The following is a 14,186-nucleotide window of genomic DNA, read 5'->3' on the forward strand; positions in this document are numbered from 1 at the left end:
GTTCAAGGAGCCGCTGCCGCCCGGCCGCGCGCGCCTGCTCCCCTGGGCGAGCGTGCTCGCCGGCTCGCTGGCGACGACGCTGCCGTGGAACGCCTCGCTCGGGCTGCTACCGCCGCTGGGGCTGCTGATGATGCTGTCGTGGCGGCTGCTCGCACCACTGTCGCTACGCGTCTGGGCACCGGCGCTGCTCGGCCTGTTCGACGATCTCGTCTCGGGTCAGCCGCTCGGCAGCGCGATGCTGCTGTGGACGGCGGCCTTCTTCCTGGTCGAGGCGCTCGAGGCGCGCTCGGGCATGCGCGACTTCGCGCAGAGCTGGGCGATCGCAGCGGTGGCGATCGCGCTCGTGCTGGCGGGAGGACGGCTGTTCGCGAGCCCGCTCTCCGCCTATGTCGACGGCGTGCTCGTGATCCAGATCATCCTCTCCGTCCTGCTTTTCCCCGCCGCCGCCCGGCTGGTGGCGTGGATCGACCTCAAGCGGGCACGCTGATGGCGCGGCCGCCGCGCGTCATGACCGAGGCCGCGCAGGCCTACAGCTTCTCGCGCCGCGCCTGGCTGCTCGGCGCGGGCCAGATCGGGCTGGGCGGGCTGCTGATCGGGCGGATGGGCTATCTCGCGATCACGCAGAACGAGCATTACAACCTGCTGTCCGAGCGCAACCGCGTGAGCATGACGATGATCCCGCCGCGGCGCGGCTGGATCGTCGACCGCAACGGCCAGCCGATCGCGAGCAACCGCACCGACTTCCGCGTGGACGTCATCCCCGACCGGCTCGAGGACAAGGACCGGACCCTCGCCCGCCTGCGCACCCTGCTCGGGCTGGACGACGAGGAGGTGGCGCAGATCGAGGCCGAGCTGAAACACTCGCCCGGCTTCCGCCCGGTCGAGATCGCCGAGAACATCGACTGGGACCGCTTCGCCGCGGTGCAGGTGCGCCAGCCCGAGCTGCCCGGCGTGGCGCCGTCGCGCGGCTTCGCGCGGCACTATCCGCAGGGCGCCGCGGTGGCGCATCTGATCGGCTATGTCGGCGCCGCGACCGCCGAGCAGTATAAGAAGGTGCGCGACCCGCTCTATCTCACTCCCGGCTTCAAGCTCGGCAAGGACGGGCTGGAGAAGACAATGGAGCCGCTGCTGCGCGGCACCGCAGGCGCCAAGCGGGTCGAGGTCACCGCGCGCGGCAAGCTCGTCAAGGAGCTCGCCACCCGCCCCGACGTGCCCGGGCGCACGCTGCGGCTCACGATCGACGCCGGGCTGCAGGAATATGCGGCGCGGCGGCTCGGCACCAATTCGGGCTCGTGCGTGGTGTTCGACTGCACCAACGGCGAGATGCTCGCGATGGTGTCGATGCCCGCCTATGATCCCAACAGCTTCTCCGAGGGGATCAGCCAGCTCGAGTGGAAGATGCTCAGCGAGAACGATCACGTTCCGCTGATGAACAAGGTGACTCAGGGGCTCTACCCGCCGGGCTCGACGGTGAAGCCGATGAACGGGCTGGCGCTGCTCGCCGCGGGAGTCGACCCCAACGACCGCGTCTTCTGCTCAGGCGCGTTCCAGGTCGGTAACGGCGTGTGGCACTGCCACAAGCGCCACGGCCACGGCCCGCTCGACCTCAAGAACGCGATCATGCAGAGCTGCGACATCTACTTCTACGAGATGGCGCGGCGCGTCGGCTACGATAAGATCGCCCCGGTGGCGCGCGCGCTCGGCATGGGGCAGAAGTTCGACCTGCCCTTCTCCACGCAGCGCTATGGCACCGTGCCCGACAGCGAGTGGAAGCGGCGCAAGTACAAGACCGAGTGGAAGGTCGCCGACGCGATCAACGCCTCGATCGGCCAGGGTTATGTCCTCGCCAACCCGCTCCAGCTCGCGGTGATGGCGAGCCGGCTCGGCTCGGGGCTCGAGTTAAAGCCGACGCTGATCCGCGACCCGTTCAAGCCGCGCGCCCAGCCCATGGCGATCGACCCCGAGCATTTCCGGCTCATCCGCGAGGCGATGTACGGCGTGGTCAACGCCGGCGGCACCGGCGGCGCCGCGCGGATGCAGGTGCCCGGGGTCGCGATCGCGGGCAAGACCGGCACCGCGCAGGTGCGCCACATCAGTACGGCGGAGCGGCGCAGCGGCGTGCTCAAGAACGGGCAGCTGCCGTTCAAGCTGCGAGACCACGCCTTGTTCGTCTGCTTCGCGCCCTATGACAATCCGCGCTACGCGGCGGCGGTAGTGCTGGAGCATAACGGCCACACCGTGCGCAACCTCGACACGCCGATGATCGGGCGCGACATCATGACCTACCTGTTCGATCGCGAGCGCGCGCTGAAGAGCCTCGCCGAGGTCGAGCCGACCTGGGGCGGCGACATCCGCACGCGGATGGCGGCGGAGGCGGCGGCCTATCGCGCCGCGCACGCCCCGCCCCCGCCGCGTCCCAATCTCGACGACGTCGCGGCGACGGGCTCGGACGCGGTCGCCGCGGCGACGGACGCGTTAAACGCCACCGCCGAGGCGCAGGCGGCCGATACCGCGCGCGGCGACGGGCCGGCGCGCACCGGCTCGCCCGAGCCCGACAGCGAGAGCGGGCGCGGCGACGGCGGGACCGGGCGCGAGTGAGCGGCTTCGTCCCCGCCCCGCTCGCCGCGCTGCCGTGGCGCGTGCTCCTGCTGGTCGCCGGGATCGGCGGCTTCGGGCTGATCGTGCTCTACTCGGCCGCGGGCGGCAGCATGACACCCTGGGTGGTGCCGCAGGGTCTGCGCTTCGTCGTGTTCCTAGCAGGTGCGGTCGTGCTGTCGCGCGTGCCGCTCGACTGGTGGAAGCGCTCGGCCTTCTGGATCTACGCGGTGATGCTGGTGCTGCTCATCATGGTCGAGCTGCTCGGCGCGGTGCGCGGCGGCAGCCAGCGCTGGCTCGGCTTCGGCCCGATCCGAATCCAGCCGTCCGAGCTGATGAAGCTGGCCATCGTGCTGGCCTGCGCGCGCTTCTACGCTTTGCTGCCCGCGACCGAGACGCGGCGCTTCGCCGCGCTGTGGCCCGCGGCGGTGCTGATCGGCCTGCCGGCGATGATCGTGATGGCGCAGCCCGACCTCGGCACCGGGCTGATGATCTGCGCCGGCGGTGCCACCGTGATGTTCCTCGCCGGCATTCCGCTGCGGCTGTTCGTCGGCGGTGCGCTGGCGGTCGCGGTAGCGATCCCGCTCGCCTTCGAATACGTGCTCCACGACTATCAGCGCCACCGCGTGCTGATCTTCCTCGATCCCGAGAGCGATCCGCTGGGCACCGGCTATCACATCAGCCAGTCCAAGATCGCGATCGGCTCGGGCGGGATCTTCGGCAAGGGCTTCCTCAACGGCACGCAGAGCCATCTCGACTATCTGCCCGAGGGTCACACCGACTTCGTCTTCGCCACCATGGCGGAGGAATGGGGACTGGCGGGCGGCGCCTTCCTGATCATCGCCTTCCTGCTGGTGATCCGATGGGGCATCAACGTCGGCGTGCGCGCCGAGGACCGCTTCGCCAAGCTGGCCGCGGCGGGGCTCGCGACGACGATGTTCTTCTACATGGCGATCAACCTGATGATGGTGATGGGACTCGCCCCCGTGGTCGGCATCCCGCTGCCGCTGGTGAGCTTCGGCGGCTCGGCGCAGATGACGGTGCTGATCTCGCTAGGTATTCTGATGGGGATCGATCGCTCCTCCAAACTTCGCCAGCGCTGGTGAGCGGCTTTTCTCGCCGCACCGCGAAAAAAGGGGTTTGCAAAGCCGGAGCGCGTTGGTAGAGGCGCGCTTCCCGATCGCGGGGCGGCGACAACCGCTTCCTTCCCGCCGGTCACGGACGCATAGCTCAGTTGGTAGAGCAGCTGACTCTTAATCAGCGGGTCCTTGGTTCGAGCCCAAGTGCGTCCACCAGTTTTTTCAACGGCTCCGCAGCGATGCGGGGCCGTTGTGCTATGGGCCGGGACATCACCGGCCTCTTCGACGGAGACGACTCAGGTATGGCAGGCTTCAAGGCCCCCGATTTCAACGACCGCGCTCAGGCGGCACGCGACGCCAAACAGAAGGCGCTCGAGTTGCTCAAGAACCGGCCGGCTCCCGATCCCGAGCAGGTAGCGGCGCGCGCCGCCGCGCGCGCGGCCAAGGAAGCGGCCGAGGAGGAGAAGCGCGCCGCGCACCGCGCCGCGATCGAGGCGAAGAAGGCCGCCAAGGAAGAGGCGCGGGCCCAGGCGGAGGTCGAGGCCGCCGCGGCCGAGCAGGCTGCCGCGGAAGCCGCCGCGAAGCGCGCGGTGTCGCTGCCGACCGCGGCCGAGCTCAAGGCGGCGCGCGACGCGCGCTACGCCGCGCGCAAGGCCCGTCAGCGCAAGTGATCCAGCGCGAGCTGGTCGGGGTCGCCGAGGTCCCGGGCGGCGCGCCGTTGCGGCTGTTTCGGCGCGGCGCCGATCACATGATCGTGCTCGACCGCAACGAGCTGATGAGCACGCGCATGAGCGGCTCGGAAGAGGCGCTTGGCACGATGACGTGCGACCGGCTCGGCGATCGCCCTGCGCCTCGATTGCTGGTCGGCGGTTACGGCATGGGCTTCACGCTCCGCGCGCTGCTCGGCCGGCTTGGCGCGGACGCCGAGATCCTGGTCACCGAGCTGGTACCCGGCATCATCGACTGGGCGCGCGGGCCGATGGCCGCGCTCACCGCCGGCTGCCTCGACGATCCCCGCGTGTCGCTCGAGATCGGCGACGTCGGCGCGGTGATCCGGCGCGCGCGGCGTCGCTACGATGCGATCCTGCTCGACGTCGACAACGGCCCCGACGGACTGACGCGCGAGGCCAATGACTCGCTGTATCACGCGCGCGGCCTCGACGATGCGCGCACAGCACTGGCACCGGGCGGCGTGCTCGCGATCTGGTCGGCGGCGCCCGACCCCGCCTTCGCGCGTCGACTGGCCCGCGCCGGCTTTGCGGTGGACGAGGTGAAGGTCCGCGCGCGCTCCAACGGCAAGGGCGCCACGCACGTCATCTGGTTTGCCCGCTGACCCGATCATGCAGGTCGCGGGGAACACCTGCGCCAGCTGCGGCTTTACCGCTCTTCTGTAGCCGCCGCATCAAAGGGAGTCGTTATGGCCGCGAACGAGTTGGAGATCGACAATAATTCGCTGCTCGACAACATCGACGAGCGTCAGGTGGAGTTCACCGCCGAGGTCGATGGTGACGAGCAGGAATTCGCGGTGCAATATGACGTGCTTGAGGCGCTGAGCGGCGACGCCCCCGATGGCGACGCAATCGACATGTTCAACCGCTTCGTCGACGCGATCAGCGAGGCGGCGCTCTCGGCGCTATCGCGCGGGAATGGCACCGGTCTCGTGATCGTCAGCGAGAACGATCTGGAATAGTCCGGAAAGTTCACCAGGCGGGCGGCGCAACAACACCATTGCGCGGCTCGCCAACTCAAGTCACTCTCCTGCCACAACAATAGCCGCACGGCGGCAGGGAGAGGATTATGGACGTACCCAGCGCGCTGGTGGTGGCAGTTGGCGGGATCGGGGCTCTGGCGACGCTCGGCATGGTCGTGGTGTTCGCGCGGCGTGCGCCGGATACGCCGCGACGTTGAGGCGCGCGATGTCGGCACGAGCCGCCAATCCAGCAGGCTGAACCTCTACGATGATCCCATCGGCTTGGCGGGAGCCTGGTCGTGTCCGCACTCGATCAGGTGCTCCGACAGGTATCGTTTGAGGCGCACTTGATCAATCCGTCGCCGAGGTGCTCCTGCGCAGGCAGGAGGCCAGGGTCGCGCTCGCTTACTCTTTTGCCGTTGGGCTCCGGCGTTTGCCGAAACTTTCGCTGAAGCAATGGTCCGGCTTGTCGACCCTGTCGCAGGAGCGCCGCCCCGATCTCCCGGCGCGGCGCTCTCACTCATTCAGGCGGTAGCGGCGTCGAAGCGGCGGCCCACCTCGTCCCAGTTCACCACGTCCCACCAGGCTTTCAGATAGCCGGGCCGGTCGTTCTTGTAGGTGAGATAATAAGCGTGCTCCCACACGTCGTTCCCCAGGATCGGCGTGCCGCGGTCGCTGACCACGTCCATCAGCGGGTTGTCCTGGTTGGGCGTCGACGTGACCTTGAGCTGCCCGCTCTGGTCGACGATCACCCAGGCCCAGCCCGACCCGAACTGGCCGGCGCCCTTGGTATTAAAATCCTCCTTGAGCTTGTCGAGCCCGCCATAGGCGTCGATCGCCTCGGCCAGCTTGCCGCTCGGCCCGCTTGTGCTGCCGGGCTTGCCCATGATCTTCCAGAAGAAGTCGTGATTCCAATAGCCGCCGCCATTGTTGCGGAGCAGGGGCGGCAGCGACGAGATTTGCCCCAGGATCTGCTCGATCGACTGACCCTCCAGCTTCGGGTCCGCCGCGACGCCCTCGTTGAGCTTGTCGGTATAGGCCTTGTGGTGCTTGTCGTGGTGGAAGGTCATCGTCTCTTTCGAGATGACCGGCTCCAGCGCGTCATAATCGTACGGCAGCGGCGGGAGTTCGAAAGCCATGGAATCCTCCTGTGGGTTCGCGTGCGCAACGCGACGCCCGCCCAAATGGCTCCCGCGCAATCGTTACGCAACCGCCCCGATCAGGTCGTGGCGGCGCAGTGCGTGGCGCAGCTGGTCGTAGCTGAGCCCCAGCGCCTCGGCGGTGGCGCGCTGGTTGAAGCGATTGTCGGCGAGCGCCTTGGCGAGCAGCTCGCGCTCGAACCGCGCCACCCGGCTCTTGAAGTCGGACGGGCCGACCTCGCAGGCGGCGACCTCCGCGTCCTCCGGCTCGTCGGGCGCCTCGCGCGACGGGTCGCCCGGCGACGTCTCCGCCGCGGCGGGCGGCGGCGGCGCGCTCGACGCTACCGCACGCGGCGCACCAGGGCGATAGGGCGAGGCAAAGGGATCAAACTCGACCTCGCCGATCGCACCACCGCGTTCCCAGCGATAGACCGCGCGCTCCACGACGTTGCGCAACTCGCGCACGTTGCCGGGCCAGCGATAGGAGCGCATCAGCTCCATCGCCTCGTCGGTGAACCCCTCCCACTCGTCGCGGCCGAGCTCGGCGGCCATGCGGCGGCCGAAGAAGTCGGCGAGCACCGCGATGTCGCTGCGCCGTGCGCGTAACGGCGGCAGCGTCACCACCTCGAACGAGAGCCGGTCGAGCAAATCGGCGCGGAACGTACCCGAGTCGACGCGATCGGGCAGATGCTCGTTGGTGGCGGCGACGATGCGGACATCGACGCGGCGCGGGCGCGACGCGCCAATCCGGGTCACCTCGCCATATTCGACGGCGCGCAGCAGGCGTTCCTGCGCGCCCATCGACAAGGTGCCGAGCTCGTCGAGGAAGAGCGTGCCGCCGTCCGCCTCCTCGAAGCGGCCGACGCGCGCCTTGGTCGCGCCGGTGAACGAACCCGCCTCATGGCCGAACAACTCGGCCTCGATCAGCGTCTCCGGCAATGCGGCGCAGTTCATCGTCACCAGCGGCTGGTCCCAACGCTGGCTGAGATGGTGCAGCCGCTCCGCCACCAATTCCTTGCCGGTACCGCGTTCTCCGATCACCAGCACCGGCCGGTCGAGTCCCGCCGCGCGGCTGGCGCGCTCAAGCGCGTCGAGGAAAACCCCGGACTGACCGACAACCTGAGTGGTTCGCTCCATGCGCCAACTTCTGGCGCAAAATGCCAAGCGCTGGCAACTGTCGAAATCTTCCTAGCGGCGGAGATCCCTCCTCACGCGACCGAAATTGGCGGAAAAGCTGGAGAAACGATCATGCGGACGAACTGGCACGCCTCCTGCAAAGCTTTCGGCAACTCAGGACGAAGGAGACACACCATGACCCGCACCGATCGCACCAGCAAGCTCGCCACGCTCGCCCTCACCGTCGTCGTCAGCGCCACAATGGTGCTGGGCGCGGTCGGCCCGGCGGCCGCGCTCGGCCACGCACCGATCCACCGGGTGGCGTGACACGCCGCGCGGCACGGCACCCTCCCCGCCGCCCGCGCGATCCGCTACAAGGGACCGATTGACGCAGGAGTCCTTATCGAGATGGGCATTTTCTCCCGCACTCGCGACATCGTCGCCGCCAACATGGCCGAGCTGCTCGAGCGAGCAGACGACCCGGCGAAGATGGTTCGCATGATCATCCTCGAGATGGAGGAGACGTTGGTCGAGGTGCGCGCTTCCGCTGCCCGCACCATCGCCGATCAGAAGGAGATGCGGCGCCACATCCAGAAGCTGGCCGAGATCGAGGCGAGCTGGACCGAGAAGGCCGAGCTCGCGCTGTCGAAGGACCGTGAGGATCTCGCCAAGGCGGCGCTGGTCGAGCGCGGCAAGGCGGCCGAGATGGGCGCGCAGCTGCGCGACGAGGTCGCGACGCTCGACGAGGCGCTGCGCTCGTCCGAGGAGGATATCGCCAAGCTGCAGAGCAAGCTGCGCGAGGCGCGCGCCAAGCAGAACGCGATCGCGACGCGGCTCGAGAGCGCCAACACCAAGGCCAAGCTGCGCGAGATGTGGAACGGGCCGAAGACGCATGACGCGTTCAGCCGCTTCGAGGTGCTCGAGCGTCGCGCCGACGAAGCCGAGGGTCGCGCCGAGGCGATGGGCCTCACCCCGCGCACCCTCGACGATGAATTCGATGCACTGCGCTCCAGCGATAAGATCGACGCCGAGCTGGCGGCGCTCAAGGCTAAGCTGAACCGGGAGAATTGAGGTGGAAGACGTCTTTGTCCCGCTGATCGCGATCACCTCGCTCTTCATCGGCCTGCCGTGGCTGATCCTTCACTATGTCACTCGGTGGAAGACCGCGCCGCGCATGACCGACGAGGACGAGCGGCTGCTCGACGACATGTACAATCTCGCGCGCCGGCTGGAGGATCGCGTCACCACCGTCGAGCGGATCGTCGCCGCCGACAATCCCGATTTCCGCCCGGGCATGGCCGATTACCGCAGCCAGCCCGACTATCGCCTCGACCAGCCGACGGCACGCTCGATCGATCGGAGGAACTAATGTCCGACAGTCGTACCAAATTCTACCTCGACCCGCAGAACGGCCAGTGGAAAGGGGTCTGCTCGGGCATCGCCGACTATACCGGGATCGACGTCGTCTGGGTGCGGGTGATCACGGTGCTGCTCACGCTGGCGAGCGGCTTCTGGTGGACGATCCTGGCCTATGTGCTGATCGCCTGGATGGCGGAGCCCAAGCCTGCCGGTCTGTACCAGGACCGCGAGGACCAGAAATTCTGGCAGGGCGTCCGCTCCAATCCCAAGCGCTCCACCGCCGAGGTGCGCGCCAAGTTCCGCGAGATCGACCGGCGCCTTGCCGACATCGAGCTGCATTATACCAGCCGCAACAGCGCGCTCGCGCGCGAGATCGACAGCCTGCGCTGACACCGCACGAGAGGGAGGCACGGACATGGACATGGGTTGGATGGTGCCGGTGGGGATCGTCACCGCGGTGAGCGCCTCGCACGCCTTTCGCACCTGGGTGCGCGCGCGGCACGGCTATCCGCTCGACGACGAGCGCCGCGGTCGGCGACGCCATGGCGCGCCCGCGCTCGCCGGCGACGCGATCGGCCCCGACCGCGGCGTCGCGCTGCTCGAGGCCGAGAACGAACGGCTCACGGGCAAGATCGGCCGACTGGAAGAGCGGATCGCGGTGCTGGAGCGCATCGCCACCGATCCCGCTGTCCGCACCGCGCGCGAGATCGAGGCGCTGCGCGACCGCTGAGAAGACGAGGTAGGAGACGCGTCATGTCCGAGCAACTCAACGGCTTCACCATCTTCATGCTGGCCTTCGTGGTGATCGGACTGCCCGTGATCCTGGGCGTCGGCGGCGAGATGTTTCGCCGCTGGCTGACCCACAAGGAGCGGATGGCGCAGGTGCTGACCGAAGCCACCGCGGAGAAGGCCGCGCAATATGCGGCGCACACCGAGCGGCTCGAGGCGCGCGTGCGCGTGCTGGAGCGCATCGCCACCGACCGGGGCGCCGACGTTGCCGCCCAGATCGAACAATTGCGCGACGACCGGCTCAACTGAGCCGCGCGCGCCACGAGGGAGAGTAAGATGGGTCCGTTCTCGATGGTCGTCGCCATCGTCTTCATCCTGATGATCGGCCGCGTGCTGCAGGAGCGCTATCGCGCGATCGGCCGGGTGCGCGACGGCGACGGCGCCGGTTACCCGAGCGTCGACGTCGCCCGCTCGCAGGACGAGGTGCGCCAGCTCAAGGAGCGTGTCGCGGTGCTCGAGCGCCTCATCACCGACAATCATGGCCGCGCCGATCTGGAACGCCAGATCGAGCAGCTGCGCGACCGCTGACCTCAACCCGTACGGAGACGGCAGCCATGTCCGATCCCACTTTCTACCTCAGCATGGCCGCGACCGGGCTCGCCGGGCTGGCGATGCTGATCTACGCCGCGCTCAACGGCTGGCGCGGCTGGCTCCGGCTTCAGCACGAGCAGCTCGGGCATCACCGCGAGGGCCACGCCCCAGCGCCGCCCAGCGCGGGCGCGCGGATCGAGATCGCCGATCTCAAGGAGCGTATCCGCAAGCTCGAGGCGATCGCGGCGGGGGTGGACCTCTGAACGATGGTCCTCTGGGCGGTTGCGGTGCGCGCGCGCGGCGGCTAGCCCGCGCGCGATGACCGACACCGCCCCCACGCTCGACGCGATCCGCGAGGAATATGAGTTCGTCGAGGGTGATGACCGCTACCGCCTGCTAGTCGAGCTGGGCCGCTCGCTCGAGCCGATGCCCGCAGCGCTCAAGACCGAAGCAACGTTGGTGCGGGGCTGCTCCGCCTCGGTATGGGTCTATCCGACGGTGCCGGCGCACGGCACGCTCCACTTCCTGGCCGATAGCAACGCCGCGATCACCAAGGGGATCATCGCCCTGGTGCTACTCACGGTGCAGGACCGCGCTCCGCGCGAGATCCTGGCGACCGACATAGAAGGCGCGCTGGCGCCGTTCGAGCTCAAGGCGCAGCTGAGTTCGAACCGGACGCAGGGCATCCCGAACATGATCGCGCTGATCCGCGAGACGGCGCGGCGTTACGCGGGGTGAGGTGGTGCGCGGCGCGGTAGCGCGCGGGTGCGTCCTCGTCTCACTTGCCGTCATTCCTACGCACGCGGGAATCCGGACAGGCTGACCGCCCCGATGGAGTCGGTACGTCGGCGCGTCTGGATCCCTGCCCACTCGGGAATGCCGAGGAGGCTGACGAGGTCGACCGTCGCTACCCTCGCGCTCACTGTCGCGGGCTGACCGTCGGCAGCTCTCACCCTTCGCCGCGCAAGCTCCCCGCCAGCGCCGCCACGTCGGCTCCCGCATCGACCAGCCGCCATCGATCCGGCACGCGCGTGTCGACCATGGTCACCGCCCCGCGCGGGCACACGCCGAGGCAGCGCACCTCGATGACGCCGAGCGCTGCCCTGCGCCCCTTGCCCAGCCCGGGTTCGTCGCGCAGCGCCTTGGCGAGCGACTGCTTGCCCTTGCGACCGAAGCCGCCGCCCAGCTTCTTCGAGCATTTGCCGCACACCAGCAGCGCGCCGCCCCAGCGCGCGCGGACCTCGTTCGTCACGCCTGCGCCCGCGGCTTCCAGGTGCGCGCGTCCTCGGCGGCGCGCAGCACCTCATAGGCCGCCTGGATCGCCTGAAAGCGCTTGGCCGCCTCGGCGTCGCCGGGGCGAACGTCGGGGTGGTTCGACTTGGCGAGCCGGCGCCACGCCAGCCGCACGTCGTCGAACGAGGAGTCCACCTCGAGCTCGAGCACCTCGAGCGCGCGGATCTCGTCGCGCGAGCGCGTGCCGTCGCCCGGCCCGGCCCAGGCCTGGTGACGCGACTGCTGATAACCGCCGGCGTCGCGGCGCTCGTCGGCCTCGCGCGCCGCCGCCTCCTCGGCGGATAGACCCTCGAAGTAATTCCAGCCGCGATTGTACTCGGCCGCGTGCGTCTGACAAAAATACCAGCGGTCGGGGCTATTGGGCGACTTGGGCGCGGGGCAGTTACCCGGTTCCTCGCAGCCGTGGCGGTCGCACAACCGCACGTTCGCCGCGTCGCGGCCGGCGCCATAGCCGCGCCAGCGCGGGAAACCCCAGTCGTTCGAGCGGGTAGGAATACGTGCCATGCGCACCGGCACATAGGGTCCGCCGCCGCGCGCGCCAAGCGAGCGCGGCAGCGAAAATGCCAGGGGGCCTGTAAGCCGGGTTCTGTCCATCCCTTTCGGGACTGGGCGACCATTCCTCTCGGCGCGCCGTTGCCGACGCGCTCCAGCGACCAACCCGGGCGGCGAGCGGGAACACGCCCCGGACGCGCGAACGCGCCCCTGCCGCCCCTATTCGGTCTTGCTCCCGGTGGGGTTTACCGTGCCACGACCGTTGCCGGCCGCGCGGTGCGCTCTTACCGCACCCTTTCACCATGGCCCGGCCGAAGCCGTGGCCGTCTGCTCTCTGTTGCACTGTCCCTGACCGCGGGCTCGCGCCCTTGGCCGGCGGGCGTTACCCGCCACCGTCGTTCCGTGGAGCCCGGACTTTCCTCGGCACGCTCACGCGTGACGCGGCCGCCCGGCCCCCTGGCGCGGTCGCCCTAGCGGCTCCCGCGCTGCCTGGGAAGCGTCAGTCGTCGCCGCGCGGGCGGGGAAGCAGCAGCGCGAGCAGGATCATGCGGCATTCGGCATCGATCTCGCCGTCGATCAGCTCGGGGCGGAAACGCCGCTGGAACGCCATGATCGCTGCCATCCGGTCGGTGACGTCATAGCCGAAGCGCTCGAGCGCGAGGCAGAAAGCGGGCTCGCTCCAGAACGGATCCATCAGGTTCTTGGTCGGGCGCGGCAGCGCCAGCCGCAGCCGCGCCAGCCGGTGCCACGGGAACAGCTCGCCCGGATCGCGCTTGCGCGCTGGCGCGATATCGGAATGGCCGACGATATTGCCGCGCGTGATTTCGTAGTGGTCCTTGAGATGCGCGACCAGCCGGATCACCGCATCGACCTGCGCCTCGGGAAAGGCGCGATAGCCGAACTCATGCCCGGGGTTGACGATCTCGATCCCGAGCGACGCGGAGTTGACGTCGTCCACGTCGCGCCAGTGCGACGCGCCGGCGTGCCAGGCGCGCTTGTCGTCGTCGACGAGCCGGAGCAGCGTGCCGTCCTCGTCCACGACATAGTGGCTCGACACTTCGGCGGCGGGGTCGCGCAGCCGCGCGATCGCCTCCTCGGCGCTGCGCATCCCGGTATAATGTAGCACGATCATCGAGATCGGCAGCTTGCGCTCGTTGAAGTTGGGCGACGGCGCCTCGACACATCTCATGCTCGTCGCTCACCCTTCGCCGCCGTCCGGATCGTCACGATCGCTACCCCCAGCATCGCCACCGCGCCCCCGGCCACCATCGGCCAGGTCAGCGGCGTGCCGAACCAATAGGATGCGGCGGCGACGCTGACCACCGGCGCGGCGAGCGTCAGCGGCGTGACGGTCGAGACCGGGTGGCGTTGCAGCAGCCACATCATCGAACCGTGGCCCAGCACGGTCGAGCCGATGCCGGAGAAAGCGATCGGCAGCAGCGCCGCAATTGGCGTGCGCGGCAGCCGCGCGAAGGCGCCGGGCTCGAACCACCATGACGCCGCGGCCAGCGTCAGCGTCCCGAGCAGACCGATCCAGGCGTAGATCGTCAGCACCGGCACGCCGACCAGCCGGCGCTGGATGAGCGAGCAGACCGCCCACACCATGCTGCTCGCCGCCGTCAGCGCCAGACCCAATCCCTCGCGCGCCGTGGCAGGATCGAATACCAGCAGCCCCACGCCGGCGAAGGCGAGCAGGATGCCGATCACGCGCGGCGCGTGGATCCGCTCGCGCAACACCGCGATCGCGAGCAGCAGCGAGAAGGGCACGCCGAGTTGCCCCGCGATCGCCAGTGCACCGACATTGTCGGACACCGCGAGGCTGAGATTGATGAAGACGTAGAACAGCCCGCCCGAGAGCACGCCCAGCGTCAGCAGCGGCGCCATCTTGCCCGGCACGACGCGCAGTGCACTGGCGCAGACCAGCAGCACGATCAGCTGGCGCAGCATGCCCGCGGTGATCGGCGGGACGAGCGCGACCGCCTCCTTCACCGCGACGATGTTGAGGCCCCACAGCAGGTTCATCATCACCACCACGGCGAGGTCGCGCGCGCCGAAGGTGCTGGTAGTGGTCGGGGCGGCGCTGCTCACGCCTTACCGGATCGC

The 14,186-nt window shown here is 69.1% G+C and carries 21 protein-coding genes, 1 tRNA gene and 1 other RNA gene; 16 read left to right on the forward strand and 7 right to left on the reverse strand.

Annotated elements, in window-relative coordinates; all coding sequences use genetic code 11:
• The 7 genes from mreD to QBJ89_RS17710 all read left to right on the forward strand — a co-directional run.
• Positions 1–487, forward strand: a 487-nt coding sequence (gene mreD, locus QBJ89_RS17680; RefSeq protein WP_277981797.1) for a rod shape-determining protein MreD, incomplete at its 5' end; no start/stop codon positions are given.
• Positions 487–2,598: a penicillin-binding protein 2 gene (gene mrdA, locus QBJ89_RS17685; protein WP_277981847.1), complete on the forward strand. Its 2,112-nt coding sequence runs from the start codon at positions 487–489 to the stop codon at positions 2,596–2,598. The genes mreD and mrdA, both read left to right, overlap by 1 nt.
• Entirely contained in the window at positions 2,595–3,701 is a 1,107-nt protein-coding gene (gene rodA, locus QBJ89_RS17690) for a rod shape-determining protein RodA (protein ID WP_277981798.1), read from the forward strand. Before mrdA ends, rodA begins: the two co-directional genes overlap by 4 nt.
• Positions 3,702–3,814: 113 nt before the next feature.
• Positions 3,815–3,890 (forward strand) — tRNA-Lys (locus QBJ89_RS17695).
• A gap of 86 nt (positions 3,891–3,976) precedes the next feature.
• Positions 3,977–4,345, forward strand: coding sequence for a DUF6481 family protein (locus tag QBJ89_RS17700; protein ID WP_277981799.1), 369 nt, complete (start codon positions 3,977–3,979; stop codon positions 4,343–4,345).
• Entirely contained in the window at positions 4,342–5,007 is a 666-nt protein-coding gene (locus tag QBJ89_RS17705) for a spermidine synthase (protein WP_277981800.1), read from the forward strand. Before QBJ89_RS17700 ends, QBJ89_RS17705 begins: the two co-directional genes overlap by 4 nt.
• Before the next feature lie 84 nt (positions 5,008–5,091).
• Positions 5,092–5,364: a DUF1488 family protein gene (locus QBJ89_RS17710; protein WP_132907495.1), complete on the forward strand. Its 273-nt coding sequence runs from the start codon at positions 5,092–5,094 to the stop codon at positions 5,362–5,364.
• 524 nt (positions 5,365–5,888) lie between these two features.
• Here the strand turns inward: QBJ89_RS17710 and QBJ89_RS17715 are convergent.
• Together QBJ89_RS17715 and pspF are read right to left on the reverse strand one after the other, a co-directional pair.
• Positions 5,889–6,503: a superoxide dismutase gene (locus tag QBJ89_RS17715; protein ID WP_277981801.1), complete on the reverse strand. Its 615-nt coding sequence runs from the start codon at positions 6,501–6,503 to the stop codon at positions 5,889–5,891.
• Positions 6,504–6,566: 63 nt separating this feature from the next.
• Complete coding sequence (pspF, locus tag QBJ89_RS17720; RefSeq protein WP_277981802.1) at positions 6,567–7,640, reverse strand: phage shock protein operon transcriptional activator; 1,074 nt, start codon at positions 7,638–7,640, stop codon at positions 6,567–6,569.
• Between the two features lie 174 nt (positions 7,641–7,814).
• Between pspF and QBJ89_RS17725 the strand changes: the two genes are divergently transcribed.
• The 9 genes from QBJ89_RS17725 to QBJ89_RS17765 all read left to right on the forward strand — a co-directional run bounded on the left by QBJ89_RS17725 (position 7,815) and on the right by QBJ89_RS17765 (position 11,036).
• Complete coding sequence (locus QBJ89_RS17725; RefSeq protein ID WP_277981803.1) at positions 7,815–7,946, forward strand: hypothetical protein; 132 nt, start codon at positions 7,815–7,817, stop codon at positions 7,944–7,946.
• An 81-nt stretch (positions 7,947–8,027) separates the two neighbouring features.
• Entirely contained in the window at positions 8,028–8,690 is a 663-nt protein-coding gene (pspA, locus tag QBJ89_RS17730) for a phage shock protein PspA (RefSeq protein WP_277981804.1), read from the forward strand.
• A gap of 1 nt (position 8,691) precedes the next feature.
• Positions 8,692–8,988, forward strand: a complete 297-nt coding sequence (gene pspB, locus QBJ89_RS17735; RefSeq protein ID WP_277981805.1) for an envelope stress response membrane protein PspB — start codon at positions 8,692–8,694, stop codon at positions 8,986–8,988.
• Positions 8,988–9,368: an envelope stress response membrane protein PspC gene (gene pspC, locus QBJ89_RS17740; protein ID WP_277981806.1), complete on the forward strand. Its 381-nt coding sequence runs from the start codon at positions 8,988–8,990 to the stop codon at positions 9,366–9,368. The genes pspB and pspC overlap by 1 nt, the downstream gene beginning before the upstream one ends.
• A 31-nt stretch (positions 9,369–9,399) precedes the next feature.
• Entirely contained in the window at positions 9,400–9,708 is a 309-nt protein-coding gene (locus QBJ89_RS17745) for a hypothetical protein (protein ID WP_277981848.1), read from the forward strand.
• Positions 9,709–9,731: 23 nt separating this feature from the next.
• On the forward strand, positions 9,732–10,016 hold the full coding sequence (locus tag QBJ89_RS17750; protein WP_277981807.1) for a hypothetical protein: 285 nt from the start codon (positions 9,732–9,734) through the stop codon (positions 10,014–10,016).
• A gap of 27 nt (positions 10,017–10,043) precedes the next feature.
• Positions 10,044–10,295, forward strand: a complete 252-nt coding sequence (locus QBJ89_RS17755; RefSeq protein WP_277981808.1) for a hypothetical protein — start codon at positions 10,044–10,046, stop codon at positions 10,293–10,295.
• A 26-nt stretch (positions 10,296–10,321) separates the two neighbouring features.
• Positions 10,322–10,561, forward strand: coding sequence for a hypothetical protein (locus QBJ89_RS17760; RefSeq protein WP_277981809.1), 240 nt, complete (start codon positions 10,322–10,324; stop codon positions 10,559–10,561).
• Between the two features lie 55 nt (positions 10,562–10,616).
• Complete coding sequence (locus QBJ89_RS17765) at positions 10,617–11,036, forward strand: SufE family protein (protein ID WP_277981810.1); 420 nt, start codon at positions 10,617–10,619, stop codon at positions 11,034–11,036.
• 211 nt (positions 11,037–11,247) lie between these two features.
• Here QBJ89_RS17765 and QBJ89_RS17770 read toward each other — a convergent pair whose 3' ends face one another.
• The 5 genes from QBJ89_RS17770 to QBJ89_RS17790 form a co-directional block, all read right to left on the reverse strand.
• A complete protein-coding gene (locus QBJ89_RS17770; protein ID WP_277981811.1) occupies positions 11,248–11,550 on the reverse strand; it encodes a (2Fe-2S) ferredoxin domain-containing protein in 303 nt (100 codons plus the stop codon).
• Complete coding sequence (locus tag QBJ89_RS17775; protein ID WP_277981812.1) at positions 11,547–12,095, reverse strand: J domain-containing protein; 549 nt, start codon at positions 12,093–12,095, stop codon at positions 11,547–11,549. The genes QBJ89_RS17770 and QBJ89_RS17775 overlap by 4 nt, the downstream gene beginning before the upstream one ends.
• Before the next feature lie 55 nt (positions 12,096–12,150).
• Positions 12,151–12,543: RNase P RNA component class A (gene rnpB / locus QBJ89_RS17780), an RNA gene on the reverse strand.
• Positions 12,544–12,582: 39 nt separating this feature from the next.
• Complete coding sequence (locus QBJ89_RS17785) at positions 12,583–13,272, reverse strand: N-acetylmuramoyl-L-alanine amidase (RefSeq protein ID WP_277981813.1); 690 nt, start codon at positions 13,270–13,272, stop codon at positions 12,583–12,585.
• Complete coding sequence (locus tag QBJ89_RS17790) at positions 13,269–14,171, reverse strand: DMT family transporter (protein ID WP_277981814.1); 903 nt, start codon at positions 14,169–14,171, stop codon at positions 13,269–13,271. The genes QBJ89_RS17785 and QBJ89_RS17790 overlap by 4 nt, the downstream gene beginning before the upstream one ends.
• Positions 14,172–14,186 lie beyond the last annotated feature (15 nt).

The organism is Sphingomonas phyllosphaerae (genome assembly GCF_029623345.1).
Taxonomy (GTDB): Bacteria; Pseudomonadota; Alphaproteobacteria; order Sphingomonadales; family Sphingomonadaceae; genus Sphingomonas; species Sphingomonas phyllosphaerae_C.